This is a genomic window from Streptomyces spirodelae, assembly GCF_017676385.1.
GTDB classification, from domain to species: domain Bacteria; phylum Actinomycetota; class Actinomycetes; order Streptomycetales; family Streptomycetaceae; genus Streptomyces; species Streptomyces spirodelae.
Window position 1 is genome coordinate 151,793 of record NZ_JAFFZN010000008.1, and the last position, 25,215, is coordinate 177,007.

Consider the following 25,215-nt stretch of genomic DNA (forward strand, 5'->3'; position numbering starts at 1 on the left):
CGCCGGTCTCGGCGTCAGCGGCATGCCGGCGGCCAAGGTGCTGCACCGTCTCGGGGCCCGGGTCACGGCGGTCAACGGCGGCGACGGCGAGGGGCCGCGCCGCCAGGCGGCCGAGCTGGAAGCGCTCGGGATCGGCGTCCGGCTCGGCGACGACCGCACGCTCCCGGAGGGCACCGAGCTGGTCGTCACCACCCCCGGCTTCAAGCCCACCAGTCCGCTCTTCCAGGCCGCGGCCGAGGCAGGCGTACCGGTGTGGGGAGACGTGGAGCTGGCCTGGCGGCTGCGCGGGCCGGAAGCGCCGCCGTGGCTGGCGGTCACCGGCACCAACGGCAAGACCACCACCGTGCAGATGCTCGCCTGCATCCTGCGCGCTGCGGGACTGCGGACGGCCGCGGTCGGCAACATCGGGGTCTCCCTCATCGACGTCGTCCTGGAGCAGGAGCCCTACGACGGCCTCGATGTGCTCGCCGTCGAGCTGTCCAGCTACCAGCTGCACTGGGCGCCCAGCCTGCGCCCGCACTCCGGCGCGGTGCTCAACCTCGCCCCCGACCACCTCGACTGGCACGGCTCGATGGAGGCGTACGCCGCCGCCAAGGGCCGCATCTACGAGGGCAACCAGGTCGCCTGCGTCTACAACGCCGACGACCGGGGCTGCGAGCCCGGCGTGCCCCGCACCGAGGACCTGGTGCGGGCGGCCGACGTGGTCGAGGGAGCGCGCGCCATCGGCTTCACCCTCGGCACCCCCGGGCCCTCCCAACTCGGTGTCGTCGAGGGCGTACTGGTCGACCGGGCCTTCGTCGCCGACCGGCAGGAGCGGGCACAGGAGCTGGCCGAGGCGGGCGACATCACCCCCCCAGCCCCGCACAACATCGCCAACGCGCTCGCCGCCGCCGCGCTGGCCCGCGCCTTCGGCGTGCCGCCCGTGGCCGTACGCGACGGACTGCGCGCCTTCAGCCCGGACGCGCACCGCATCACCCACGTCGCCGAGGTGGGCGGCGTCTCCTACGTCGACGACTCCAAGGCCACCAACACGCACGCGGCCGAGGCGTCACTGGCCGCCTACGAGTCGATCGTGTGGATCGCGGGCGGACTGGCCAAGGGCGCGACGTTCGACGAACTGGTCGCCGCGTCCGCGCCCCGGCTGCGCGGCGTCGTGCTGATGGGCGCCGACCGGGAGCTGATCAGGCAAGCCCTGGCGCGACACGCCCCCCAGGTGCCGGTGGCCGACCTCGAACGCACGGACACTGGGGCGATGGCGGAAGCCGTCCGGGAGGCGACATCGCTGGCTCGGCCCGGCGATACCGTACTGCTGGCCCCCGCGTGCGCCTCGATGGACATGTTCGTCAACTACAACGCGCGAGGCGACGCGTTCGCCGAGGCGGTCCGGGCCCTCGCCGCCGACGGGCCGCACAGCGGCCGAGCAGGCCGCAGCGAGCCCGCCGAAGGCAACAGCGAGCACTGACCCCGTCCCCGCCGGCCGAGGACGCGGGCGAGACGGAGGGGATACGGATGACGGCGCGACCCGCCAAACCGCCCACGCCCCGGCGCGCGCGCAGCCAACCCGCGCCCATGCGTCCGCCAAGGCGCCTCGGCAGCCCCGGGGGCGCCTCGGCGCCCCAGCGGCTCTACGCCCGCGCCAAGCGTGCCTGGGACCGCCCGCTGACGGCGTATTACCTGATTTTGGGCGGCAGTGCGCTCATCACCGTGCTGGGCCTCGTAATGGTCTTCTCCGCCTCGCAGATCCAGGCCCTCCAATCCGGGCTGGCCTCCACCTACTACTTCCGCAAGCAGTTGGTGGCCGCCGTCCTGGGGACCGGGCTGCTGCTGGCCGCCTCCCGGATGCCGGTACGGCTGCACCGGACGCTGGCCTATCCGCTGCTGATCGTGTCGGTCTTCCTGATGTGCCTGGTGCAGGTGCCCGGTATAGGGCAGGAGGTGAACGGCAACCAGAACTGGATCCATCTGGGCGGCCCGTTCCAGCTCCAGCCCAGCGAGTTCGCCAAGCTGGCCCTCGTGCTGTGGGGCGCGGACCTGCTCGCGCGCAAGGGCGACAAGAAGCTGCTGACCCAGTGGAAGCATCTGCTGGTGCCGCTGGTGCCCGTCACGCTGCTGCTGCTCGCGCTCATCATGCTCGGCGGCGACATGGGCACGGCCCTGATCATCGCCGCCGTGCTGTTCGGGCTGCTGTGGCTGGTCGGCGCCCCCACCCGGCTGTTCACCGGTGTGCTGGTGGCCGCGCTCACGGCCGCCGCGCTGCTGGTCACCTCGAGTGCGAACCGGATGTCGCGGCTCCGCTGCATCGGCGCGACCGATCCGGGCCCCGACGACCAGTGCTGGCAGGCCGTGCACGGAATCTACGCGCTGGCCTCCGGCGGCTGGTTCGGTTCCGGACTGGGGGCGAGTATGGAAAAATGGGGCCAACTACCCGAACCCCATACCGATTTCATCTTCGCCGTGACCGGGGAGGAACTCGGACTGGCGGGGACGCTGTCGGTACTCGCCCTCTTCGCGGCTCTAGGCTATGCGGGTATCCGCGTGGCCGGACGCACGGAGGAACCCTTCGTGAGGTATGCCGCGGGAGGTGTGACGACGTGGATCATCGCGCAGGCGGTGATCAACGTGGGTGCGGTGCTCGGTCTGCTGCCGATCGCCGGGGTCCCCCTCCCGCTGTTCTCCTACGGTGGGTCAGCCCTGCTGCCGACGATGTTCGCTGTCGGACTGCTGATCGCCTTTGCGCGCAGCGACCCGGCGGCACGCGCTGCCCTGGCCGTGCGGCAGCCCGCCCTGTGGCAGCGCACGTCCCGGGGAGGGCTGGCAGGGGTGCTGCGGAAGGGGAGCGCCCCCGGCCGGAAGAGAGAGAAGACGATGAGACGGCGCGCCGGAAGGCCGCCGTCCGGAGAGCGGTGAAACAGCGTGCACGTCGTACTCGCCGGTGGGGGGACCGCCGGCCACATCGAGCCCGCGCTCGCCCTCGCGGACGCCCTGCGCAGGCAGGACCCGACCGTGGGAATCACGGCCCTCGGTACCGAGCGCGGCCTGGAGACGCGGCTCGTGCCGGAGCGCGGTTACCAACTCGAGCTCATTCCGGCCGTTCCGCTGCCGCGCAAACCCACACCCGAGCTGATCACCGTGCCCGGGCGGCTGCGCGGCACCATCAAGGCAGCCGAGCAGATCCTGGAGCGCAACAAGGCCGACTGCGTCGTGGGCTTCGGCGGCTACGTGGCGCTGCCCGGCTATCTGGCCGCCAAGCGGGCCGGTGTGCCGATCGTCGTGCACGAGGCCAACGCCCGCCCGGGGCTCGCCAACAAGATCGGCTCCCGTTACGCGCACGGCGTGGCCGTCTCCACGCCCGACAGCAAGTTGCGGGGCGCGCGCTACGTCGGGATTCCGCTGCGCCGCTCCATCGCGACCCTCAACCGCGCCGCCGTACGGCCCGAGGCGCGGGCCGCCTTCGGGCTGGCTCCCAACCTGCCCACGCTGCTGGTCTCCGGCGGCTCGCAGGGTGCGCGCCGGCTCAACGAGGTCGTCCAGCAGGTCGTTCCGCCCCTGCAGCGCGCGGGCATCCAGGTCCTGCACGCGGTCGGCCCCAAGAACGAACTCCCCCACGTGGACCACATGCCCGGAATGCCGCCCTATGTGCCGGTACCGTATGTGGACCGGATGGACCTCGCGTACGCCGCGGCCGACATGATGCTCTGCCGCGCGGGCGCGATGACCGTGGCGGAGCTGTCGGCCGTCGGGCTGCCGGCCGCCTATGTCCCGCTGCCGATCGGCAACGGCGAACAGCGGCTGAACGCTCAGCCGGTCGTCAAGGCGGGCGGCGGACTCCTCGTCGACGACGCGGAGCTGACCCCGGAGTGGATCAAGGAGAATGTGCTCCCGGTCCTCGCCGACCCGCAGCGGCTCACCGCGATGTCGCGCGCGGCGGCCGAGTTCGGCCGTCCGGACGCCGATGAGCTGCTCGTCGGCATGGTGTACGAGGCGATCGCCGCGGGCCGCCGGGGCTGACCCGGCGCGGCAGCTCGCCGAGAACCGGAAAGCAGGGTGGTCCTTGTGGTCAGAGCTGCCAGAGCCGTCAGGGCGACGAACCGGACCGCCGAGCGGGCAAGGGGTGCCGGCGTCACGGCCGGCACCCGGCCAGGCCCGCGCGCCGGAGCCGGTGGCCGTGACCGCCGGGAGCCGGCCCACCCGGGACCGTCCGGACCGCGGCTGCGCCGCAGACGTCTGCTGGCCCTGCTGGCCCTCCTCGCGGTGGTGCTGGGCGGCTTCGGCAGCTGGGCGCTGTACGGCTCACCGTGGCTGCGCGTGAAGAGCGTGTCCGTCACCGGCAACCGGGTGCTGACCGACTCCGAGGTCTCCCGCGCGGCGGCGGTCCCCACCGGCGAGCCGCTCATCTCCGTGGACAAGGCGGCCGTACAGCGGCGCGTACGCCAGGAACTGCCTCGCGTGCGCCAGGTGACGGCCGAGCGGTCCTGGCCGCACGGCATTGTGCTGACCGTGACCGAAAGACGCCCTCAACTCGTCATGGAGTCGGCCGGGAATTACGTGGAAGTGGACTCCGAAGGCGTGCGATTCGCCACAGTCGGCAAGCCGCCGAAAGGCGTTCCGCTTCTCGTCCTGGAGCCGCGGAAACCGGCGGGCAAGCGCTACTTCTCGGCGACCCGGCTGCGCCGGGAGGCGGCAAGGGTCACAGACGCCCTCCCCGATTCCGTCCACCGTGCCACCCGCTCCGTACGGGTCCGCTCCTACGACGACATCAGCCTGGAGCTGACGGGCGATCGCACGGTGCGGTGGGGTAGCGCGGAGCACGGCAAGGCGAAGGCCGAAGCGCTCGGAGCACTGATGAAAGCGGCAGCGGACGCCGACCACTTCGACGTCTCAGCGCCCAGCGCCCCGGCGGCTTCGGGCAGTTAGCCGGGGCGGGTCCGCCTGCCGTACCGCTTCCGGACACGCGGCCGCGCGGCCGGACAACCCCCGTGCGGTCCGGCCGGATTCGTAAGCCGGACCCCTCCGACCGTTCCGTCCTCGCCTCCGCCGCGTTGTACCGGTTGCTAACCGCTGTACCTCCAGCCGGGTTCGGCGAACGGCTGGACTCCACCGTTCCCTGGCCGCGTCAGTTGACCCGGGCTGCTCGTCATGATCAGGCTGATGTCCTCGCCGGGAGCCGACTGTCCCAGTTGACGGGCATCGCCGCTGGTGAGCACCCTGGATGGCTACTGCTCGGTCTGATCACATAGGGTGAAAAGAAAAACGGGAGGTTCGGCGTGTTCGTTGAACACCCAGCACTTGTCGACTTAGTGTCCGTTGCGAAGAGTCCAAGTAAGACAGGCACTGGTAACCCTAAACTTCACACTTAGGGTTCGGGTCGGCGTTCGAACCGCCCCACAGGGATACGTAACTCGAGGCGAGAGGCCTTCGACGTGGCAGCACCGCAGAACTACCTCGCAGTCATCAAGGTCGTCGGTATTGGCGGCGGTGGCGTGAACGCCATCAACCGGATGATCGAGGTCGGTCTCAAGGGCGTCGAGTTCATCGCGATCAACACTGACGCGCAAGCCCTGTTGATGAGCGACGCCGACGTCAAGCTCGATGTGGGCCGCGAGCTGACTCGCGGCCTCGGCGCCGGCGCCAACCCGGACGTCGGCCGCAAGGCCGCCGAGGACCACCGCGAGGAGATCGAGGAGGTCCTCAAGGGGGCCGACATGGTCTTCGTGACCGCGGGCGAGGGCGGTGGCACCGGCACCGGTGGCGCGCCCGTCGTGGCGAACATCGCCCGCTCGCTCGGCGCCCTCACCATCGGTGTCGTCACCCGTCCCTTCACCTTCGAGGGCCGCCGCCGGGCCAACCAGGCCGAGGACGGCATCGCGGGGCTGCGCGACGAGGTCGACACCCTGATCGTCATTCCCAACGACCGACTGCTGTCCATCTCGGACCGTCAGGTCAGCGTGCTGGACGCCTTCAAGTCGGCGGACCAGGTGCTGCTCTCCGGTGTCCAGGGCATCACCGATCTCATCACCACCCCTGGCCTGATCAACCTCGACTTCGCGGACGTCAAGTCCGTGATGTCCGAGGCCGGATCGGCCCTGATGGGCATCGGTTCGGCGCGCGGGGACGACCGCGCGGTGGCCGCCGCCGAGATGGCCATCTCCTCACCACTGCTGGAGGCGTCCATCGACGGGGCGCGCGGGGTCCTGCTCTCCATCTCCGGCGGCTCGGACCTCGGGCTGTTCGAGATCAACGAGGCGGCCCAGCTGGTGAGCGAGGCCGCGCACCCCGAGGCGAACATCATCTTCGGCGCCGTCATCGACGACGCGCTCGGCGACGAGGTGCGGGTCACCGTCATCGCCGCCGGGTTCGACGGCGGACAGCCGCCCTCCAAGAAGGGGGAGAAGGCGCTCGGCCAGTCGTCGTCCGCCTCCTCCGCCTCGCCGTCCTACAAGGACGAGCCGTCGGCGGCCTCGCCCGACCCGGAGCCCGAGCGGCCCTCGTTCAGCGGTCTCGGTTCGGTCGCTCCGCCGCGTGAGGAGGACACCCCGCCCCGCTCGGAGCCGGCTCCGGTCAGCGAGGTACCGCCGCCTCCGGCTGCCACCCCGCAGGTGCCGCCGGCCCGCCCGTACCACGACAGCCAGGCGGAAGAGCTGGATGTGCCGGATTTCTTGAAGTGAACAGCCTGAAGATAGCTGCTTGAAGTGATAGCTGCACAAGAGACGGTCAGCGGCGCGCACTTCGCCTTCACCGACAGGTGGGGCGGGGTGAGCGCCGCTCCGTATGAGGAGCTCAACCTCGGCGGCGCGGTCGGTGACGACCCGGAGGCGGTACGCGCCAACCGGGAGCGGGCCGCGCGTGCGCTCGGGCTGTCGCCCGACGAGGTGGTCTGGATGCATCAGGTGCACGGGCGCGACGTCGCCGTCGTGGACCGCCCGTTCGGCGCGGACGCGCCTCCCGTCGACGGGGTGGTGACGGCGCGCAGGGGGCTCGCGCTCGCGGTGCTCACCGCCGACTGCACTCCGGTGCTGCTGGCCGACCCGGTCGCGGGGGTCGCGGGCGCGGCGCACGCGGGGCGGCCCGGGGTGCTGGCCGGGGTGGTGGGTGCGACGGTCGCGAGGATGGCCGCGCTCGGCGCGGAGCCGGAGCGCATCATCGCCCGTACAGGGCCCGCCGTCTGCGGCGCCTGCTACGAGGTCCCCGAGCAGATGCGGGCCGAGGTCGCGGCCGCGGTCCCCGAGGCGTACGCCACCACCCGGCAGGGGACGCCGGCCGTCGACATGGCCGCCGGGGTGCGGGCGCAGCTCGCCCGCGCGGGGGTCGCACGGTGCGGCCAGTCCTCCGTGTGCACGCTGGAGTCCGACGATCATTTCTCGTACCGCCGGGACAAGACGACGGGGAGGCTTGCGAGTTATGTCTGGATCGAGGCGAGCTGAGAAATGACGGCAGAGATGTCATCCGAGCCCCCTGAGTCCCACTCTGCGGCTTCTGGGCACTCCGTGGCCTCTCAGGCCGCTCAGGAGGCGCGCAGGGCGGAGCTTGCCGCGAATCTCGCCCGGGTGGAGGAGCGCATCGCGGGCGCTTGTTTCGCGGCGGGGCGTAAGCGCGAGGAGGTCACTCTCATCGTGGTGACCAAGACCTACCCGGCCGACGATGTGCGGCTGCTGGCCGGGCTCGGGGTGCGGGACGTGGCCGAGAACCGCGACCAGGAGGCCGGACCCAAGGCGGCTGCCTGCGCCGATGCCGGGCTCACCTGGCATTTCGTCGGCCAGTTGCAGACCAACAAGACGCGATCGGTTGCCGGTTATGCCGACCGTGTCCACTCGGTCGACCGCGCCCGGCTGGTGAGCGCGCTCTCGAACGCCGCCGTGCGAGCTGAACGGGAGATCGGATGTCTGATCCAGGTCGCCCTTGATGCCGAGTCAGGCTCGGTCGGCGAGCGGGGCGGTGTGGCACCCGACGGTGTGATGGATCTCGCTCAGGCGGTGACCGACGCCCAAGGGCTCCGGCTCGACGGAGTGATGACCGTCGCACCGCTGACCGGGCCGCTGGCCGGCCGCCCGCGGGCGGCCTTCGACCAGCTGTCGGAAATCTCAACCGCCCTGCGAGCGGCCCATCCTGCTGCCACGATGGTGTCGGCGGGAATGAGTTCGGATCTCGAGGAGGCGGTGCTTGCCGGTGCGACACATGTGCGCGTCGGCAGTGCGGTACTCGGAGACCGACCCCGGCTCCGGTAACGTCGCGAAGCGGAGTTGGGCCACAGCAGAATATATGGTCATTTCCGCCGGAAAAGGCCGGTCGGAGAGGCTGCGTGGATCATCCCAGGGCCACCGGTGACGGGGGCGGAGTCGATCCACCACAGAGCGGAGGACGCAGAGAATGGCCGGCGCGATGCGCAAGATGGCGGTCTACCTCGGCCTCGTGGAGGACGATGGGTACGACGGCCGGGGATTCGACCCCGACGACGAGTTCGAGCCCGAGCCCGAGCCCGAACGCGACCGTCGGCGGTACGAGTCGGAACAATCACACCATTCCCTCCAAAAGACCGAACCTGAGGAGCCGGTGAGGGTGGCTCACCCCCCGGCGCAGCGGGAGCGGGAGCCGGAGACACCCCCGGTGGTCGCGGCTGAAAGCGGACGAGCCGGGAGAATTGCTCCGGTGTCATCCATCACACCTGAACGCCAGAATGTCGAGAAGAGTGCCCCGGTGATCATGCCCAAGGTTGTGTCCGAACGTGAGCCGTACCGGATCACCACGTTGCACCCCCGGACCTACAACGAGGCCCGTACCATCGGGGAACACTTCCGTGAGGGCACTCCGGTGATCATGAATCTGACGGAGATGGACGATACCGACGCGAAGCGACTTGTCGACTTTGCGGCTGGTCTGGTCTTCGGTCTGCACGGCAGTATCGAGCGAGTGACGCAGAAGGTGTTCCTGCTGTCTCCTGCTAACGTCGATGTCACGGCGGAGGACAAGGCCCGCATCGCAGAGGGCGGGTTCTTCAACCAGAGCTGAGACGCAGGACCAAGGAACAGGCCGCCAAGGCCGCACGAGAGCCCCAGGGGAGAGGGACGCGCAGATGAGAACCGCACTGGACGTGGTCCAAATTGCGCTGTACTGCTTCCTGCTCGTGCTGATCTTCCGGCTGGTGATGGACTACGTCTTCCAGTTCGCCCGCTCATGGCAACCCGGCAAGGCGATGGTGGTCGTTCTGGAGGCCGCCTACACTGTCACCGATCCGCCACTCAAGCTTTTGCGGCGGTTCATCCCACCGCTGCGCTTCGGGGGCGTGGCGCTCGACCTGTCCTTCTTCGTACTCATGATCATCGTCTACATCCTGATCAACGTCGTGGCCAGGCTGTGAACGATCGGAATGGTCTTGCCGATATGCCGACGACTTACGTTGAGGTGAAGAGATGCCCCTGACCCCCGAGGACGTGCGGAACAAGCAGTTCACGACCGTCCGTCTGCGTGAAGGCTATGACGAGGACGAGGTCGATGCCTTCCTCGATGAGGTCGAAGCCGAGCTGACCCGGCTGCTGCGGGAGAACGAGGACCTGCGCGCCAAGCTGGCCGCCGCCACACGCGCGGCAGCGCAGAACCAGCAACAGCAACAGGGCGGTATGCGAAAGCCTCCTGAACCTCAGGACAGGCAGCAGCAGCAAGGACAGGGGCCCGTCCCCGCCGCCATATCCGGACCGCAGCCCGTCCCGCCCCAACAGCAGGGCATGGGCGGCCCGCCGCAGCTTCCCGGCGGACAGGCACAGCTCCCCGCGGGCCCCGGCGGCCCCGGTGGACACGGCGGTCCCGGTGGCCCGGGTCCGCAGGGCGGTCCGATGGGTCCAGGTGGCCCCGGCCCGCAGCAGGGCGGCCCCATGGGTCCCGGTGGACCGCAGGGCGGCCCGCAGATGCCCGGTGGCGGCGGCCAGAACAACGACAGCGCGGCCCGAGTGCTGTCGCTGGCACAGCAGACCGCGGACCAGGCGATCGCGGAGGCCCGTTCCGAGGCCAACAAGATCGTCGGTGAGGCACGCAGCCGCGCCGAGGGCCTGGAGCGGGACGCCCGCGCCAAGGCCGACGCGCTGGAGCGGGACGCGCAGGAGAAGCACCGGGTCGCGATGGGCTCGCTGGAGTCGGCCCGCGCCACCCTGGAGCGCAAGGTCGAGGACCTGCGCGGCTTCGAACGCGAGTACCGCACGCGGCTGAAGTCGTACCTGGAGAGCCAGCTGCGGCAGCTGGAGAACCAGGCCGACGACTCGCTGGCCCCGCCGCGGACGCCGGCGACCGCCTCGCTGCCCGCGCCCTCGCCCTCGATGGCGTCGGCCGGAGCCGGTGCCCCCGCGGGTGGCGGCGGAGGTCACCAGACGATGGGCGGCAACGGCCACTCCATGGGCGGCCACGGTGGCGGCCCCGGCGGTGGTCCGCACACCCAGGGCGGTGCCGGCCAGTCCTATGGCGGACAGCAGCAGATGTCGCCCGCCATGACGCAGCCGATGGCGCCGGTGCGCCCGCAGGGCGGCCCCCAGGCCGCGCAGCAAACGCCCTCGCCGATGCGGGGCTTCCTCATCGACGAGGACGAGAGCTGACGCCGAACCGTCGGTCGCAGCTGGGCCGGGCCCCTGAGAGCACCTCCGCTCTCAGGGGCCCGGCCCTGTCTGCTGTGGTTGCCTAGTCGGCGGGGGTCTTGCGCAGCCGGAATGCCAGGCTCAGCGCCTCGTCCTCGAAAGTGGGCCCGGCGATGTCGGCCGGGTCGCCCTGTGCGAACTCCTCGGCCAGGACCTCTTCCGCGATGAGGAAGGTGTGCTCCGCCAGAGCGCGGGAGACCTCCTCGTCGCCGGACTGCCAGCGCAGCTCGATCCGGTCGGCGACATCGAGACCGGAGTTCTTGCGGGCCTCCTGGATGAGCCGGATGGCGTCGCGGGCCAGCCCGGTGCGGCGCAGCTCGGGGGAGATCTCCAGATCGAGCGCCACGGTGGCGCCGGAGTCGGAGGCCACCGACCAGCCCTCACGGGGCGTCTCGGTGATGATGACCTCCTCGGGGCTGAGCGCGACCGTCTCGCCGTTCACCTGCACCGTGGCGGTGCCCTCGCGCAGGGCCACCGAGAGGGCCGCCGCTTCCGCCTCGGCGATGGCCTTGGCGACGGTCTGGGTCTCCTTTCCGAACCTGCGTCCCAGTGCCCGGAAGTTCGCCTTGGCCGTGGTGTCCACCAGCGAGCCGCCGACATCCGAGAGGGAGGCGAGCTGCTCGACGTTCAGCTCCTCGGTGATCTGGGTGCGCATCTCGGGGGAGAGGGTCTCGAAGCCCTGCGCCGCGATCAGCGCCCGGGACAGCGGTTGCCGCGTCTTGACGCCGGACTCGGCGCGCGAGGCACGGCCCAGCTCCACCAGCCTGCGTACCAGCAGCATGTCCTGGGACAGCTCGGGGTCGATCCGGCTCAGGTCGGCCTGCGGCCAGGAGGCCAGGTGGACCGAGTCGGGGGCGCCGGGGGTGACCGGGACGACGAGGTCCTGCCAGACGCGCTCGGTCACGAACGGGGTGATCGGCGCCATCAGCCTGGTGACCGTCTCGATCACATCGTGCAGCGTGCGCAGCGCAGCGGCGTCGCCCTGCCAGAAGCGGCGGCGGGAGCGGCGCACGTACCAGTTGGACAGGTCGTCCACGAAGGTGGACAGCAGCTTGCCGGCGCGCTGGGTGTCGTAGCTGTCCATGGCGATGGTGACCTGGTCGACCAGGGCGTGCAGCTCGCTCAGCAGCCAGCGGTCCAGTAGCGGGCGCAGATGCGGAGCCGGATCGGCCTCGGAGGGCGCCCAGCCGGTCGTACGGGCGTAGAGGGCCTGGAAGGCGACGGTGTTCCAGTAGGTCAGCAGCGTCTTGCGGACGACTTCCTGGATGGTGCCGTGGCCGACCCGGCGCGCGGCCCAGGGGGAGCCGCCGGCGGCCATGAACCAGCGCACCGCGTCCGCGCCGTGCTGGTCCATCAGCGGGATGGGCTCCAGGGTGTTGCCCAGGTGCTTGGACATCTTGCGGCCGTCCTCGGCGAGGATGTGGCCGAGGCAGACGACGTTCTCGTAGGACGACTTGTCGAAGACGAGGGTGCCGACGGCCATCAGCGTGTAGAACCAGCCGCGGGTCTGGTCGATGGCCTCCGAGATGAACTGCGCCGGGTAGCGCTTCTCGAACAGCTCCTTGTTCTTGTACGGGTAGCCCCACTGCGCGAAGGGCATGGAGCCCGAGTCGTACCAGGCGTCGATGACCTCCGGCACCCGGGTGGCCTCGAGGGTGCAGCCCTCGGTGGGGCAGCCGAAGGTGACCGCGTCCACGTAGGGGCGGTGCGGGTCGAGCCCGGACTGGTCGCTGCCGGACAGCTCGGTCAGCTCGGCCAGCGAGCCGACGCAGGTGAGGTGGCCCTCCTCGCAGCGCCAGATGGGCAGTGGGGTGCCCCAGTAGCGGTTGCGGGAGAGCGCCCAGTCGATGTTGTTGTTCAGCCAGTCGCCGAAGCGGCCGTGCTTGACCGACTCGGGGAACCAGTTGGTCGCCTCGTTCTCGCGCAGCAGCGCTTCCTTGACCTGGGTCGTGCGGATGTACCAGGACGGCTGCGGGTAGTAGATGAGGGCCGTATGGCACCGCCAGCAGTGGGGGTAGCTGTGCTCGTAGGCCACGTGCCGGAACAGGATGCCGCGGGCCTCCATGTCCGCGACCAGGGCCTCGTCGGCCTTCTTGAAGAACTGGCCGCCGACCAGGTCCAGCTCGGGCTCGAATGTGCCGTCGGCGCGTACGGGCACCACCGGGGAGATCCCGTTGGCGCGGGCCACCCGGAAGTCGTCCTCACCGAAGGGCGCCAGGTGCACCATGCCGGTGCCGTCCTCGGTGGTGACATAGGTGTCGTTGACGACGAAGTGTGCATCCGGGATGTCGACCAGCTCGAACGGGCGCCGGTAGCGCCAGCCGTTCATCTCGCGGCCGGTGTAGCGCTCGCCGGTGATGTGCCAGCCCTCGCCGAGCGCGGACTCCAGCAGCGGCTCGGCGACCACGACCTTCTCGGTGCCGTCGGAGGCCACGACGTAGGTGACGTCCGGGTGGGCTGCCACGGCCAGGTTGGAGACCAGCGTCCACGGGGTCGTCGTCCACACCAGCAGCGACGCCTCGCCGGCCAGCGGGCCGGAGGTCAGCGGCATCCGGACGGTGACCGAGGGGTCGACCACCGTCTCGTACCCCTGCGCCAGCTCGTGGTCGGACAGGCCGGTGCCGCAGCGGGGGCACCAGGGGGCGACGCGGTGGTCCTGGACCAGCAGTCCCTTGTCGAAGATCTGCTTGAGCGACCACCAGACCGACTCGATGTACTCGGGGTTCATCGTGCGGTACGCCTCGTCCAGGTCGACCCAGTAGCCCATCCGGGTCGTCAGCTCGGCGAAGGCGTCCGTGTGGCGGGTGACCGACTCACGGCACTTGGCGTTGAACTCGGCGATGCCGTAGTCCTCGATGTCCTGCTTGCCGTTGAAGCCCAGCTCCGTCTCGACGGCCAGCTCGACCGGCAGGCCGTGGCAGTCCCAGCCCGCCTTGCGGGCCACGTGGTAGCCGCGCATGGTGCGGAAGCGGGGGAAGACGTCCTTGAAGACGCGGGCCTCGATGTGGTGCGCGCCGGGCATGCCGTTCGCGGTGGGCGGGCCCTCGTAGAAGACCCACTCGGGGCGGCCCTCGGACATCTCGAGGCTGCGGGCGAAGACCTTGTTCTCGTGCCAGAAGTCGAGCACGGCGCGCTCCAGCGCGGGCAGGTCGACCTGGGCGGGCACCTGGTTGTATTGCATCGGCGGGTCTACTTCCTCCGGCGGACATCGGGAAGACGCCGCGCGTCTTCACTTCCGTCGGAGGGACGAGCTCGCCTGCCTGGCCGGCGGCGGACCCGCGGTACCACCCTCCTTGACGGCGGGCCGTGCCCACCGTCCCCTCATTGGGGCAGCGCTGCCGGTTCTACTGGCTCGGAGGGGATGCCCCCCTCCGGGTTTTCTTCCGGCGGCTCCGGGGTGATCTTCACGCCGCGCTCGCCTCCGGGCTCCCACCGTCCCCGGATCGCTCTGGGCCGCTCACGGACGCTACTCGTCCCCATCAACGCCTCTCGCCGCCCCCAGTGTACGGGGATTCACGCGCGGGTACGGAGCGGTTTTCGAGCGCCCGGGCGGGGCACAAAGGTTGCAGACCGGCGTGGCCCGTTGCCGTGTACTTGAAGTCGATTTATCGTTCCGGTCACGTTTCGCGAGCAAGATCACAAAATGTGAAGGGGCCGCGGTCATGGTGGCGGAGGAGAGCGCCGCGAAGAAGACGGCAGCATCGAAGAAGGCCACAGGCTCCGGGGACAGGGCCGCGGCGGCGAAGAAGGTTCCCGGCAAGAAGGCGTCGGCGGACAAGTCGACAGCCAAGAAGGTACCGGCGAAGAAGGCATCTGCGAAGAAGGCGGGGGCGAAGAAGACACCGGCGAAGAAGGCTCCGGCGAAGAAAGCCGCGGCGAAGAGGACCGCGGGGGAACGGGCGGCGGCCGGCACGGCCGCGGCGGAAGTGACGGCGGCCGAAGCGGCAGCGGACCGGCCGGAGGGCGCCGCGCAGGCGCCCGCCGGGCAGGCCGCGCAGACGACGACGGGAGCAGGGACGGTGGCTGCGAAGAAGACTCCGGCGATGACGGAGGCCGAGGCGGTGCCCTTGGCGCGGAACGGGGAGGGTGCGGCGGCCCCCGGTGAACTGCCGGTACGCCCCGACGAGGACCCCTGGACCCCGGAAGAGGTGGAGGAGGCGCGCTCGGGCCTGCGGGACGAGGCCGAGCGGCTGCGCCAGGAGATCATCTCGGCGGACGAGGCGCTCACCGGACTGATGCGGGACTCGGGCGACGGCGCCGGTGACGACGACGCCGACACCGGGACCAAGAACATCACCCGCGAGCACGAGATGGCGCTGGCGGCCAACGCGCGCGAGATGCTCTACCAGAGCGAGCGGGCGCTGGAGCGGCTGGACGCGGGCACCTACGGGTCGTGCGAGAACTGCGGCAAGCCCATCGGCAAGGCCAGGATGCAGGCGTTTCCGCGGGCCACGCTGTGTGTGGAGTGCAAGCAGAAGCAGGAGCGCCGCTGACAGCCGGACAACGCCGTGAACGCCGCCGTCCGCGTGTGTCGTACCCTCAAGGCGTGACTGAGGTGGAGCGGCCTGTCGAGGGCCCCGACGACAGCGCGGCCGGTGGCGGCGACCAGGAGCGCACGGAAGGGGAGCGCGCCGGGGAAGAGCGCCCCGACGCCGAGGACGCCGGGACGGAGCGCTCCGGGACCGACCAGACCGACGGTGGGCCGGCCGCTCCCTCACGGGGCAGGCGCCGGATCACCGTGCTGATCGCCGTGGCCGCGCTCGCCTTCGTGCTGGACCTGGTCAGCAAGCTGGCGGTGGTCGCGAAGCTGGAGAATCACGCGCCGGTCGAGCTGATCGGCTCCTGGCTCCAGCTGAACGTCATCCGCAACCCCGGCGCCGCCTTCGGCCTGGGGGAGGCGCTGACTCTCCTGCTGACCGCCATCGCCGTCGCCGTGGTGGTGGTGATCGCACGGATCGCCCGGAAGCTGTACAGCACCCCGTGGGCCATCGCGCTCGGCCTGCTGCTGGGCGGCGCCTGCGGCAACCTGACCGACCGGATCTTCCGTGCGCCCGGCGTCTTCCAGGGCGCCGTCGTGGACTTCATCGCGCCCAAGCACTTCGCCGTCTTCAATTTCGCCGACTCGGCCATCGTGTGCGGCGGCATCCTGATCGTGCTGCTCTCCTTCCGCGGTCTGGACCCGGACGGGACCGTGCACCGGGACTGAGCCGCCGCCGTCGCGGGGTGCCGGAGCGCTCAGTCGCCCTCGCGGGGCACATGGACGCGTATGCCGTAGCCGCCGTCGTCGCCGGCCTCGGTGACGGTGATCCGTATCCCGCCGGGGAAGGTGTGGCTCTCGCCTGGCCGGAAGGGGGCGTCCGACATCTCGGCGAGTTCGGTTGGCAGCCGGTCGGCGCAGGCCGCGCCGCCGTGGCTGCGGGGCCGCGAGTCGACGACGCGGACCGGCCCCTGACCGGTCGGCCGACGCGAGTCGACGGTGTAGAGGAGCACACCCTCCGCGCAGATGTCCCCGTCCAGCCCGAAGCGGGCGCGTGCCTCGGCGACGATCGCGCTGTGCCGCCCGGTCCGCACGACGGCCAGACCCGCGTCGCTGGAGCTGACCGGGGCCAGTTCGTGCTCGGTGGTGCCGGGGGAGGTGATGCAGCCGACCCGGGAGCCCCGCAGCCAGCCGAACTTCCATTTGTGCCAGCCCAGCAGGTCCGAGATGCCCGCCATGCTCATGGTGTCCCAGCCGCCCACGTACTCCACGGAGGCGTCCTCCGAGACGTTGTAGAGGTCGGGCAGGCCGTAGAGGTGGTGGGCCTCGTGGACGAAGTTGCCGCGCTGCCACAGCGCCGAGTCGGATGCGCGGCCGAAGACGAGGGCCGCCCCGTGCACCTGGGTCCCGGCCGCTTCGAGCCCGTCGAAGGTGTGTGCCTGGGAGACGGTCGGCGGGGCCGGCAGGTTGCTGTCGGCGACGACGAAGACGAGGTCGGCCCCGTGCACGTCGGTGCCCTGGCGGGCTGCGGCCTCCAGCGCGTCCTGGACGTAGCGGCGCATCACGCCGGTCGGGATGCCGCGGGTGATCCCGTAGGAGGACCACGGCCGCGGCATACGTATCCAGTCGGAGCTGGGCTCGGACTCCAGCTGGTACTTCCCGAACGAGGCCCGGTCCCAGAAGCGGTCGCCGTAGCGGGAGAAGAAGCGGGCGCGCTCGTGGGCCGGGGTGACCGCGGGGTGGTCGCTGAAGTCGACCATCAGCATCAGCGCCCGCTTGTGCCCGCGGGGGCGTACGAAGGCGGAACCGAGCGGGCCCTCGTCCGTGCCGCTGCCGGGCGCTATGGCGCACGGTCCCGTCATCCCCTCGGCCGTCACGCCCTGGACCGGTGCGACGGTGAGACAGGCGGTGGCCAGCGCCGTGGCCGCCGCCAGCGCGCGGCGGCGTGCGGGGCTGCGGCGTATGCCGGACTCCGCGCCGGCGTCCGGCGCGGAGTGCTTCGGTGTCCTGCGCGGCGTCATCGGCTGTTCCCTCCGGGGGTGCTCGCCGGTGTCCCGAGGCTCATGTCACACCGTCGGGCCGGTGAGGTGCCGCCGCACCCCCGGCTGCGCCGCGCGGGTGAGGGCCCGGCCAGGACCGGATGTCCGGCGGCCCGCAAGGCGGATGGCGGCGTCCGGCATACTCGATCAGGTGAGCACGCTTCCTGAGACCCGCACCCTGCCCGTACCCGACGGCCTCGAAGGCGAGCGCGTCGATGCCGCACTCGCCCGGATGTTCGGCTTCTCGCGGACCAAGGCGGCGGAGCTGGCCGCAGGCGGGAAGGTGCTGCTGGACGGTGCGCCGGCGGGCAAGTCCGACCGGGTGCAGGGCGGGGCCTGGATCGAGGTCGAGATGCCCCAGCAGGCGCAGCCCGTAAGGATCGTCGCCGAGCCCGTCGAGGGCATGGAGATCGTCCATGACGACGACGACATCGTGGTGATCGTCAAGCCGGTGGGCGTCGCGGCGCACCCCAGTCCCGGCTGGAGCGGCCCCACCGTCATCGGCGGACTGGCGGCCGCCGGATACACCATCGCCACCTCCGGCGCCGCCGAGCGGCAGGGCATCGTGCACCGGCTGGATGTGGGCACCTCGGGGCTGATGGTCGTGGCCAAGTCCGAGCGGGCCTACACGCTGCTCAAGCGGCAGTTCAAGGAGCGCACTGTCGACAAGCGCTACCACGCGCTGGTCCAGGGCCACCCCGACCCGCTCAGCGGTACCATCGACGCGCCCATCGGCCGTCACCCGCAGCACGACTACAAGTGGGCCGTCACCTCCGACGGCAAGCCCTCGGTGACCCACTACGACCTGATCGAGGCGTTCCGCGCCGCCAGTCTGCTGGACATCAAGCTGGAGACAGGCCGCACCCACCAGATCCGGGTGCACATGGCCGCCCACCGGCACCCCTGCGTCGGCGACCTCACCTACGGCGCCGACCCGACGCTGGCCAAGCGGCTGCGGCTGGAGCGCCAGTGGCTGCACGCCGTTCGGCTCGGCTTCGAACACCCGGGCGACGGGAGCTGGGTCGAGTACGCCAGCGCCTACCCGGCAGACCTGCAGGCCGCGCTGGACAAGGTGCGCGCCGAGAGCTCCTGATCCATGGATCAGCTCGCCCTCTTCTTCGCTCTGCTGCTCGCCGCCGTCCTCATGGTCCCACTGGGGGACAAGCTCGGGGTGCCCTCACCCGTCCTGATGACGATCTTCGGCGGGGTGCTGGCGCTGATCCCGTCCATCCCGAACGTCTCGCTGCCGCCCGAGTTCATCCTGCCGCTGGTGCTGCCACCGCTGATCTACGCCGCTGCCCAGCGCACCTCTTGGCGGCAGTTCGCGGCGAACAAGCGGCCGATCTTCCTGATGGCGGTCGCGCTGGTCTTCGCCACCACCGCGGCGGTCGCCACCGTGGCCAACGCGCTGGTGCCCGGGCTCGGCGTCGCCGGGGCCGTGGCGCTGGGCGCGCTGGTCGCCCCGCCGGACCCGGTCGCCGCCACGGCGGTGGCCGGAAACCTCGGACTGCCGCGTCGGCTGGTCTCCGCGCTGGAGGGCGAGGGCCTCTTCAACGATGTGACGGCGATCACCCTCTACCACGTGGCCATCGCCGCCGCCGTGACGGGCTCCTTCTCGCTGCCCGTCGCGGTCGGCGAACTGGTGCTCTCCGGTGTGGTGGCCGTCGCGGTGGGGCTCGCGCTCGGCTGGCTCGCCGGGAAGCTGATGGGCTACCTCGGGGACGCCACACTGCAGACCGGGCTGACCCTGCTGGTGCCGTTCGCCTCCTATGTGCTCGCCGAGGAGCTGATGGGCTCAGGCGTGCTGGCCGTGCTCACGACGGCGCTCTACCTCGCCTCCGGGCACGCGGTGGACGCGGACGACGTCCAGGGCAGGCTGGCCGGGCAGACGTTCTGGCAGATCGTGGACACGCTGGTGACCGGCATCGCCTTCGGGCTGATCGGGCTGGAGCTGCACACCATCTTCGGCACCGTCCAGGAGGACTGGCGGCAGCTGCTGCCCGCGGCCCTCGCCGTCGTCGGAGTCGTGGTCGTCCTGCGGCTGCTGTGGCTGCTGCCCTCCGCGTGGCTGGCGCAGCGGCTGCACCAGCGCAAGGACCTGGACGAGGACATCCCCCGCAACTGGCGCGAGACCGTCGTGATCTGGTGGGCGGGGATGCGCGGGGTGGCCTCGGTCGCGCTGGCACTGGCCGTCCCGCTGTCCGTCGAGCCACAGGCCGGGGGCGGCGCCTTCCCCGGCCGGGAGGCGATCATCTTCATCGCCTTCGCGGTGGTCATCGTCACCCTGGTCTTCCAGGGGCTGACCCTGCCCCGGCTGGTGGGGCGGCTGAACGTCCAGTCCGACAGCGCCGCCGAGCGCGAGCTGGAGCGGCAGCTGGCGCTGCGGGTCGCCAAGGCGGCGCGCAAGCGGCTCAAGGAGATCGAAGAGGTCGAGGAACTGCCCGAGGAGGTCTCCGAGGCGCTGGTGCGGCGGGCCTGGGACGTGGGCGCGCGGATCTCGCCCGAGATCGTCGGGGAGGAGCGCAGGTCCGCGCACAGCAAACGCGTGGCCCGTGCCCAGAAGCTGCGGCGGCTCCAGGGGGAACTGCTGTCCGCCGCGCGGCACGAGGTGCTCGCGGCGCGCGGCGAGGCCGGTGTGGACCCGGAGGTCGTGGACCGGGTGCTGCACCAGCTGGACGTGCGCAGTTTCCGGGGGCTGTGAGAGAGGGGCGGCTCCCCGACCTCACATCAGCTTGTCCTGCTGGATGTAGCGAATACCGGGCAGCGCCTCGGGATGGTAGGTCTTCAGCCAGGTGATCAGCTGTTCGCGAAGCGAACACCGCAGCGTCCACAGGTCGCCGGAGGTGCGTGCCGTCACGGCGACCCGCACCTCGATGGTGGTGGGCGTGGTGTCGGTGACCAACAGGTTCCAGCTCCGCCCGTCCCACTCGTCGCTGGCCCGCACCAGCTCCTCCGTCTTGGCGCGCAGGTCTTCCAGGGGGGTGGAGTGGTCCAGGTGGAGGTAGACGGTGCCGGTCATCTGCGGGCCGCCGCGCGACCAGTTCTCGAACGGCTTGTTGGTGAAGTAGGAGACCGGCATCGTGATCCGGCGCTCGTCCCAGGTGAGGATCACCAGATAGGAGACGGTGATCTCGTCCACGGTGCCCAGCTCGCCATCCACCACGACCTCGTCGCCGATCCGCACCATGTCGCCGAAGGCGATCGACAGCCCGGCGAACAGGTTGCCCAGCGTCGACTGGGCGGCGATACCGGCGACGATCCCCAGCACACCGGCCGAGGCCAGCATCGAGGTGCCGAACGTCTTCATGCCGGGGAACTGGAGCAGCACCGCCGCCACCGCGATCACCGTCACCACCGCGGTGATCAGCCGCCGGATCAGGGTGAGCTGGGTGCGCACCCGGCGGCCGCGCGCCGGGTCGTGGGTGGCGCCCGCGTACCGGGTCGCGATCGTCTCGGTTATCGCGGCCACGATCCGCAGGATCAGCCAGGCCGAGGCCGCGATCAGCACGATGGTCAGCCAGAGGTCGACGGCGCCTCTGTGGTCCTTGGCCAGCTGGGTGCTGTCGAAGAAGGCGCTGACCAGCGCGACGAAGAGGACTGCCTGGAACGGGAAGCGCCCGCTGCGCAGCAGCCCCCACATCGGCGTCTCGGGGTGGCGGACGTCGAGGCGCACCATCAGCCGGTCGACGGCCCAGGCGAGGACGTACGAGAGCACGATCGCGCCACCGAAGACGATGACGGGCCGGAGCACGTTCTCCATGATCGCCTTATCTCCTAGCTCTGCCGGGCGGGACACTGGTCGCGGCACCGGTCGGCGGACCGGCGTGGGCGGCCGCGTCGGCGGCGCCCGAGGACCACGGACGACCGTACCTGGCACCATGTGGAGTACCCGGCTCCAGGGCTCCCAGCAGGGGCTCTTTGTGAAGGAAGTGACACCTGTGGCACCCGTATCGATCGTTCTCCTGCACTCCGTGTGCGGCCTCACCGCCGATGTGCGCGCCGCGGCGGACCGGCTCAGCGCCGCCGGGCACGAGGTGATCACCCCGGACCTCTTCGAGGGGAAGACAGCCCCCTCGCTGGAGGAGGGGATGCGGATGCGCGAGCAGGAGGGCAGCCCCGGCCGCGACGAGCTGCTCCGGCGGGCCGTCACCGCGACGGCACCCCACTCCGAGAAGGGCCTGGTCTACGCGGGCTTCTCGATCGGCGGCTCCATCGCCCAGACCCTCGCGCTGGCCGATGAGAAGGCGCGCGGGCTGCTGCTGCTCTCCGGGACGTCGGACATCCCGGAGGACACCGCCGTAGACGAACTGCCCGTGCAGCTGCATGTCGCGGACCCCGACGCCTTCGAGCCGCACGACTGGCTGACCGCCTGGTACCTGCGGATGCAGCGGGCCGGCGCCGACGTGGAGGTGCACCGCTACCCGGGCGTGGGCCACCTGTACACCCATGCGGAGCTGGACGAGTACGACAAGGACGCGGCCGAGCGCACCTGGCGGACGGCGCTGGGGTTCCTGGAGACGCTGTAGAAGTGCCTCTCCTCCCGCCGCGGCGGCTCGGCAGCCCGCGTCAGGAGGACTGCCGGCACCGGCGCGGCAGCTGCCAGAACGTGGTCCGATCGCGCTGATCGACGTAGACGTCCCCGAGGGCGAGCGGGAACCGCAGGTGGTTGCCCGGCGGGCGCTCGGGCACGACGACGCCGACCCGCCAGTGGTTCACATGCCGTCGCGGACCACGCTCCAGGGGCTCCCGTCCGACGAACCGCGCGGTTTCGAGCAGCGCGTTCAGCCGGGCTCAGCGCTCGCAGCGGCCGGTGCCCCGGGACCGGTCGGGGGCGCAGATGTAGCCGCGATCGGCCGCGTCGTCGCTGACATAGCGGCCCACGCACTGCTTCGAGGACGACAGGCCCCGCTCGCCGCACCAGGCGGCCGCCGCCCGGCCGTCGGGGAAGCCACCGGAGGGGCCGGGGCTGTAGAACATCCAGTACCCCGGGCGCAGCGAGGCGTAGCGGTCGCTGTCGACGTAGCGGACGTCGTCGGCCTTGCGGCTCAAAGTGGCGCGCATCGTCTCGCGCGCGCCGGTGCCGTCCGCCTTGGCGACCGAACCCAGTTGTGCGACCCAGGTGTTGGCGGGAGAGGCCGGTGCGGTGGGGGAACCGGAGCGGGAGGAGGCGGTCGGCCTGTCCGTCGGTTCCTCGCTCTCGTCCGGCTCCGAGCCCTTCTTCCGGGACGGACTCGGCGTCGTGGAGGGTTTCTTCGCGTCCGACACCGCCGGTTCCGGCCGCGCGCTCCGCTTGCCCTCCTCAGCACCGGAGGACTTCCCGTCCGGCCGCGTCAGCAGGAAGGCACCACCGGTGGCGAGAGCGGCAGCCACCACGACCCCGACCACAGCGAGTGCCGCGGCACGGCTCCGGCGCTTCCCCGGGGCATCCCTCTCGGGGGACTCCGAGGAGTGCGGGCCGGACACGGACGTGGGCCCGGGCGGGGGCGGCGACGGGGGCGCGAAGGGCGGGCGGACCGGCATCGACGTCTCAGTCGGCAGATACGGCGTGGCTGCCCGTCCCTCCGCGACATCGTCCAGCATCCGCTCCAGAGCTGCGGCGTCGGGCCGGTCCGCCGGATTCCGGACGAGTACCGCCTCCAGCACCGGCCCGAGATCTTCGCTGCGCACCGGCGGCGGCACCGGGTCGTCGAGCACCGCGGCGAGGGTGGCCAGTGTGGTGGCGCGGCGCAGCGGACTGTGGCCCTCCGTGCACACGTACAGGGTCAGCCCCAGTGACCACAGGTCGCTCGCCGGGTCGTCGTCGATGCCGCGGACGCGCTCCGGGGCGACGAACTCCGGAGAACCAAGGAATTCACCTGTCGCCGTCACCGCGGCCGCTCCCTGGAGCGCGGCGATACCGAAGTCGGTGAGGACCGCCGAACCGTCCTCGCGCAGCAGCACATTGGCGGGCTTCACATCGCGGTGCTGGATGCCCGCCGTGTGCGCGGTACGCAGCGCGGAGAGCACTTCGCGGCCCAGTCGCGCCGCCGCCCGCGGCTGAAGCGGCCCGCGCTCCAGCCGCTGTTCCAGCGAGGGGCCACGGACCAGCTCCGTCACCAGCCAGGGGCAGGGCCCCTCGTCCACGATGTGGTGGATCGTCACCACGTGCGGGTGGCTGAGCCGGGCCAGAGCGCGCGCCTCGCGCAGCACCCGCTCGCGAAGCGCCTGTGAGCCCTCCGACGCCGCTTCCGGGTCGTCGGGGCCGGCAGCCGGGGGCCGGACCTCCTTCAGCGCCACCTCACGGTGGAGCGCCACATCGCGGGCCCGCCAGACGGTGCCCATGCCCCCGGCTCCGAGCTGCTCCAGCAGTTCGAAGCGTCCGTCGATGACCTGTCCGCGCCGCCCGCGCGCTCCCCCTGTCATGGGATCAGCGTACGGCCGGACGGCGGTTCAGCCCACGGGCCGATACGAGCGCTCGACGCGCTGCGACCCCGAGGTGGTGCGATAGGAGCGGCGCAGGGTGGCGGTGGCGTCCGGGTCGGTCTTGTCGGAGAGGATGAAGTAATCCATCTGCGCCTGCGCCGAGGTCACCTCCAGCACCCCGAAGCCGTGCGAGTCCATGTCCACCCAGCGCACATGGCGGTTGGCGGCGCGTACGGCCGCCTCGGCGATGCCCGAGAGGGTGTCGGGTGCGACATGCAGGGTGTCGTCGAGGTTGTCGGAGGTCACCGAGGTGATGACGAACTCGGTGGCGACCGGCGGCTCTTCGGGGTAGTCGGCCGCGCGCAGCGGCACCTCGTTGGCCCAGTTCATATGGATGTCGCCGGTCAGGAAGACGGTGTCGGTGACCCGGCTGTCGCGCAGGTGGGCGAGGAGTTCGTGGCGGTCGTCCGTATAGCCGTCCCACTGGTCGGTGTTGACGGCCAGCCCCTCCCTGGGCACGCCCAGGCACTCGGCCAGCGGTCCCAGGAACTTGGCGGGAACGGAACCGAAGGCCACCTGGGAGATCATCACCGGGTTGCCGACCAGCTTCCAGCGGGCGGTGGAGCGTGCCAGGCCCTGCTTGAGCCAGTCCAGCTGCCGGCGGCCGGTCAGCGTCCGGTCCGGGTCGTCGATGTCCTTGCCGTCGCCCACCTCGGCCTGGGCGTCCCGGAAGGAGCGCAGGTCCAGCAGGTGCAGCTCGGCCAGCTTCCCGAAGCGCAGCTTCCGGAAGGTGCTGCCCGCGGTGGAGGGCCGCACCGGAAGCCACTCGAAGTATGCCTGCTTCGCCGCGGCCATCCGCCGCGCCCAGTCGCCCTCGGCCGCCGGATCGTGGTTGGCGGCCCCGCCCGACCAGGCGTTGTCGGCGAACTCGTGGTCGTCCCAGATGGCGATGAGCGGATGCGCCGCGTGCATGGCCTGCAGGTCCGGGTCGGACTTGTAGTGGCCGTGCCGGATGCGGTAGTCGGCCGCGGAGACGATCTCGTGGGTGGGCTGCACGGTCCGCACGACGGCGTCCCCTGTGGGGTACTCGCCGTGCCCGTACTCGTAGAGGTAGTCGCCCAGGTGCAGCACCGCGTCCAGGTCCTCACGGGCCGCCAGGTGCCGGTAGGAGGCGAAGTAGCCGCCCTCGTAGTTGGCGCAGGAGACCACCCCGAGGCGCAGGGCCGCCACTTCGGCACCCTCGGCGGGCGCGGTGCGGGTGCGCCCGGTGGGGGAGTGCGTCTTCCCCACCGTGAAGCGGAAGAAGTACGTGGTGGCCGGGCGCAGCCCGCGCACATCGGCCTTGACGGTGTGGTCGGAGGCGGCCTCGGCCCGTACGGTGCCGTGGGCCACCGGCCTGGTGAAGGCGCGGTCCTCGGCCACCTCCCAGCCCACCTCGACGGGTGCTCCCTTGCCGGAGCCGGGAGAGGCGCCGGGCTCGGGGGTCACCCTGGTCCACAGCAGCACCCCCTCAGGAAGCGGGTCGCCGGAGGCGACACCGTGCTCGAACGCGGGGCCGGCGTCGGCCGCCCGCGCGCTGGGCAGTGCGCCCGCGAGGGGCAGCAGCGCGGCACCGGCTGCCCCGGCGGCGACCACGGCCCTGCGCCGGGGAGCGCCGGTCCCGCCGGCGGGCAGGATCTGACGG

21 protein-coding genes are annotated in these 25,215 nt (G+C 71.3%); 15 read left to right on the forward strand and 6 right to left on the reverse strand.

Annotation, left to right across the window (positions count from 1 at the left end; genetic code table 11):
• Positions 1 to 22 precede the first annotated feature (22 nt).
• The 10 genes from murD (at position 23) to JW592_RS11525 (ending at position 10,574) form a co-directional block, all read left to right on the forward strand.
• Positions 23 to 1,462, forward strand: a complete 1,440-nt coding sequence (gene murD, locus JW592_RS11480) for a UDP-N-acetylmuramoyl-L-alanine--D-glutamate ligase (RefSeq protein WP_229375775.1) — start codon at positions 23 to 25, stop codon at positions 1,460 to 1,462.
• 47 nt (positions 1,463 to 1,509) lie between these two features.
• Positions 1,510 to 2,907 carry a putative lipid II flippase FtsW gene (gene ftsW / locus JW592_RS11485; protein ID WP_209264870.1) on the forward strand — a complete coding sequence of 466 codons (1,398 nt, stop codon included), beginning with the start codon at positions 1,510 to 1,512 and terminating at the stop codon, positions 2,905 to 2,907.
• Between the two features lie 6 nt (positions 2,908 to 2,913).
• Positions 2,914 to 4,008, forward strand: coding sequence for an undecaprenyldiphospho-muramoylpentapeptide beta-N-acetylglucosaminyltransferase (gene murG / locus JW592_RS11490; protein ID WP_209264871.1), 1,095 nt, complete (start codon positions 2,914 to 2,916; stop codon positions 4,006 to 4,008).
• A 45-nt stretch (positions 4,009 to 4,053) separates the two neighbouring features.
• On the forward strand, positions 4,054 to 4,914 hold the full coding sequence (locus JW592_RS11495; protein WP_209264872.1) for a cell division protein FtsQ/DivIB: 861 nt from the start codon (positions 4,054 to 4,056) through the stop codon (positions 4,912 to 4,914).
• 506 nt (positions 4,915 to 5,420) lie between these two features.
• The gene (gene ftsZ / locus JW592_RS11500; RefSeq protein WP_209264873.1) at positions 5,421 to 6,665 is read left to right on the forward strand and encodes a cell division protein FtsZ; all 1,245 of its coding nucleotides are present in this window, start codon (positions 5,421 to 5,423) and stop codon (positions 6,663 to 6,665) included.
• Between the two features lie 24 nt (positions 6,666 to 6,689).
• On the forward strand, positions 6,690 to 7,421 hold the full coding sequence (gene pgeF / locus JW592_RS11505; RefSeq protein WP_209264874.1) for a peptidoglycan editing factor PgeF: 732 nt from the start codon (positions 6,690 to 6,692) through the stop codon (positions 7,419 to 7,421).
• Between the two features lie 63 nt (positions 7,422 to 7,484).
• Positions 7,485 to 8,222: a YggS family pyridoxal phosphate-dependent enzyme gene (locus JW592_RS11510; protein WP_307805378.1), complete on the forward strand. Its 738-nt coding sequence runs from the start codon at positions 7,485 to 7,487 to the stop codon at positions 8,220 to 8,222.
• A 142-nt stretch (positions 8,223 to 8,364) separates the two neighbouring features.
• Positions 8,365 to 9,003 carry a cell division protein SepF gene (locus JW592_RS11515; protein WP_209264876.1) on the forward strand — a complete coding sequence of 213 codons (639 nt, stop codon included), beginning with the start codon at positions 8,365 to 8,367 and terminating at the stop codon, positions 9,001 to 9,003.
• 64 nt (positions 9,004 to 9,067) lie between these two features.
• On the forward strand, positions 9,068 to 9,352 hold the full coding sequence (locus tag JW592_RS11520) for a YggT family protein (RefSeq protein WP_173869241.1): 285 nt from the start codon (positions 9,068 to 9,070) through the stop codon (positions 9,350 to 9,352).
• A gap of 52 nt (positions 9,353 to 9,404) precedes the next feature.
• The gene (locus JW592_RS11525; protein WP_209264877.1) at positions 9,405 to 10,574 is read left to right on the forward strand and encodes a DivIVA domain-containing protein; all 1,170 of its coding nucleotides are present in this window, start codon (positions 9,405 to 9,407) and stop codon (positions 10,572 to 10,574) included.
• 82 nt (positions 10,575 to 10,656) lie between these two features.
• On the opposite strand, the gene ileS is transcribed toward JW592_RS11525, so the two are convergent.
• Positions 10,657 to 13,794: an isoleucine--tRNA ligase gene (gene ileS, locus JW592_RS11530; protein ID WP_209264878.1), complete on the reverse strand. Its 3,138-nt coding sequence runs from the start codon at positions 13,792 to 13,794 to the stop codon at positions 10,657 to 10,659.
• Between the two features lie 481 nt (positions 13,795 to 14,275).
• On the opposite strand from ileS, the gene JW592_RS11535 reads away from it, so the two are divergent.
• Together JW592_RS11535 and lspA are read left to right on the forward strand one after the other, a co-directional pair.
• Positions 14,276 to 15,106, forward strand: coding sequence for a TraR/DksA family transcriptional regulator (locus tag JW592_RS11535; RefSeq protein ID WP_209264879.1), 831 nt, complete (start codon positions 14,276 to 14,278; stop codon positions 15,104 to 15,106).
• 53 nt (positions 15,107 to 15,159) lie between these two features.
• Positions 15,160 to 15,819, forward strand: coding sequence for a signal peptidase II (gene lspA / locus JW592_RS11540; protein ID WP_372446489.1), 660 nt, complete (start codon positions 15,160 to 15,162; stop codon positions 15,817 to 15,819).
• A 29-nt stretch (positions 15,820 to 15,848) separates the two neighbouring features.
• Here the strand turns inward: lspA and JW592_RS11545 are convergent, their stop codons facing one another.
• Positions 15,849 to 17,111: a metallopeptidase domain-containing protein gene (locus JW592_RS11545; protein WP_209264880.1), complete on the reverse strand. Its 1,263-nt coding sequence runs from the start codon at positions 17,109 to 17,111 to the stop codon at positions 15,849 to 15,851.
• A 169-nt stretch (positions 17,112 to 17,280) separates the two neighbouring features.
• Between JW592_RS11545 and JW592_RS11550 the strand changes: the two genes are divergently transcribed.
• Both JW592_RS11550 and JW592_RS11555 read left to right on the forward strand, forming a co-directional pair.
• A complete protein-coding gene (locus tag JW592_RS11550) occupies positions 17,281 to 18,222 on the forward strand; it encodes an RluA family pseudouridine synthase (RefSeq protein WP_209264881.1) in 942 nt (313 codons plus the stop codon).
• A gap of 3 nt (positions 18,223 to 18,225) precedes the next feature.
• Complete coding sequence (locus JW592_RS11555) at positions 18,226 to 19,830, forward strand: Na+/H+ antiporter (RefSeq protein WP_209264882.1); 1,605 nt, start codon at positions 18,226 to 18,228, stop codon at positions 19,828 to 19,830.
• Positions 19,831 to 19,851: 21 nt separating this feature from the next.
• Here JW592_RS11555 and JW592_RS11560 read toward each other — a convergent pair whose 3' ends face one another.
• Positions 19,852 to 20,889: a mechanosensitive ion channel family protein gene (locus JW592_RS11560; RefSeq protein WP_209264883.1), complete on the reverse strand. Its 1,038-nt coding sequence runs from the start codon at positions 20,887 to 20,889 to the stop codon at positions 19,852 to 19,854.
• A 178-nt stretch (positions 20,890 to 21,067) separates the two neighbouring features.
• On the opposite strand from JW592_RS11560, the gene JW592_RS11565 reads away from it, so the two are divergent.
• Positions 21,068 to 21,655, forward strand: coding sequence for a dienelactone hydrolase family protein (locus JW592_RS11565; RefSeq protein WP_307805379.1), 588 nt, complete (start codon positions 21,068 to 21,070; stop codon positions 21,653 to 21,655).
• A 40-nt stretch (positions 21,656 to 21,695) separates the two neighbouring features.
• On the opposite strand, the gene JW592_RS11570 is transcribed toward JW592_RS11565, so the two are convergent.
• The 3 genes from JW592_RS11570 to JW592_RS11580 form a co-directional block, all read right to left on the reverse strand.
• Positions 21,696 to 21,845, reverse strand: a complete 150-nt coding sequence (locus JW592_RS11570) for a hypothetical protein (RefSeq protein ID WP_209264885.1) — start codon at positions 21,843 to 21,845, stop codon at positions 21,696 to 21,698.
• A gap of 75 nt (positions 21,846 to 21,920) precedes the next feature.
• On the reverse strand, positions 21,921 to 23,531 hold the full coding sequence (locus JW592_RS11575) for a serine/threonine-protein kinase (protein ID WP_209264886.1): 1,611 nt from the start codon (positions 23,529 to 23,531) through the stop codon (positions 21,921 to 21,923).
• Positions 23,532 to 23,558: 27 nt separating this feature from the next.
• Positions 23,559 to 25,205, reverse strand: a complete 1,647-nt coding sequence (locus JW592_RS11580) for an alkaline phosphatase D family protein (protein ID WP_229375777.1) — start codon at positions 25,203 to 25,205, stop codon at positions 23,559 to 23,561.
• Positions 25,206 to 25,215 lie beyond the last annotated feature (10 nt).

Coding starts and splice junctions, on each gene's coding strand:
- murD (WP_229375775.1), top strand. CDS start 23: ATGCCGGCGGCCAAGGTGCTGCACCGTCTCGGGGCCCGGGTCACGGCG.
- ftsW (WP_209264870.1), top strand. CDS start 1,510: ATGACGGCGCGACCCGCCAAACCGCCCACGCCCCGGCGCGCGCGCAGC.
- JW592_RS11515 (WP_209264876.1), top strand. CDS start 8,365: ATGGCCGGCGCGATGCGCAAGATGGCGGTCTACCTCGGCCTCGTGGAG.
- JW592_RS11520 (WP_173869241.1), top strand. CDS start 9,068: ATGAGAACCGCACTGGACGTGGTCCAAATTGCGCTGTACTGCTTCCTG.
- JW592_RS11525 (WP_209264877.1), top strand. CDS start 9,405: ATGCCCCTGACCCCCGAGGACGTGCGGAACAAGCAGTTCACGACCGTC.
- ileS (WP_209264878.1), bottom strand. CDS start 13,794: ATGCAATACAACCAGGTGCCCGCCCAGGTCGACCTGCCCGCGCTGGAG.
- JW592_RS11535 (WP_209264879.1), top strand. CDS start 14,276: ATGGTGGCGGAGGAGAGCGCCGCGAAGAAGACGGCAGCATCGAAGAAG.
- JW592_RS11545 (WP_209264880.1), bottom strand. CDS start 17,111: ATGACGCCGCGCAGGACACCGAAGCACTCCGCGCCGGACGCCGGCGCG.
- JW592_RS11555 (WP_209264882.1), top strand. CDS start 18,226: ATGGATCAGCTCGCCCTCTTCTTCGCTCTGCTGCTCGCCGCCGTCCTC.
- JW592_RS11560 (WP_209264883.1), bottom strand. CDS start 20,889: ATGGAGAACGTGCTCCGGCCCGTCATCGTCTTCGGTGGCGCGATCGTG.
- JW592_RS11575 (WP_209264886.1), bottom strand. CDS start 23,531: ATGACAGGGGGAGCGCGCGGGCGGCGCGGACAGGTCATCGACGGACGC.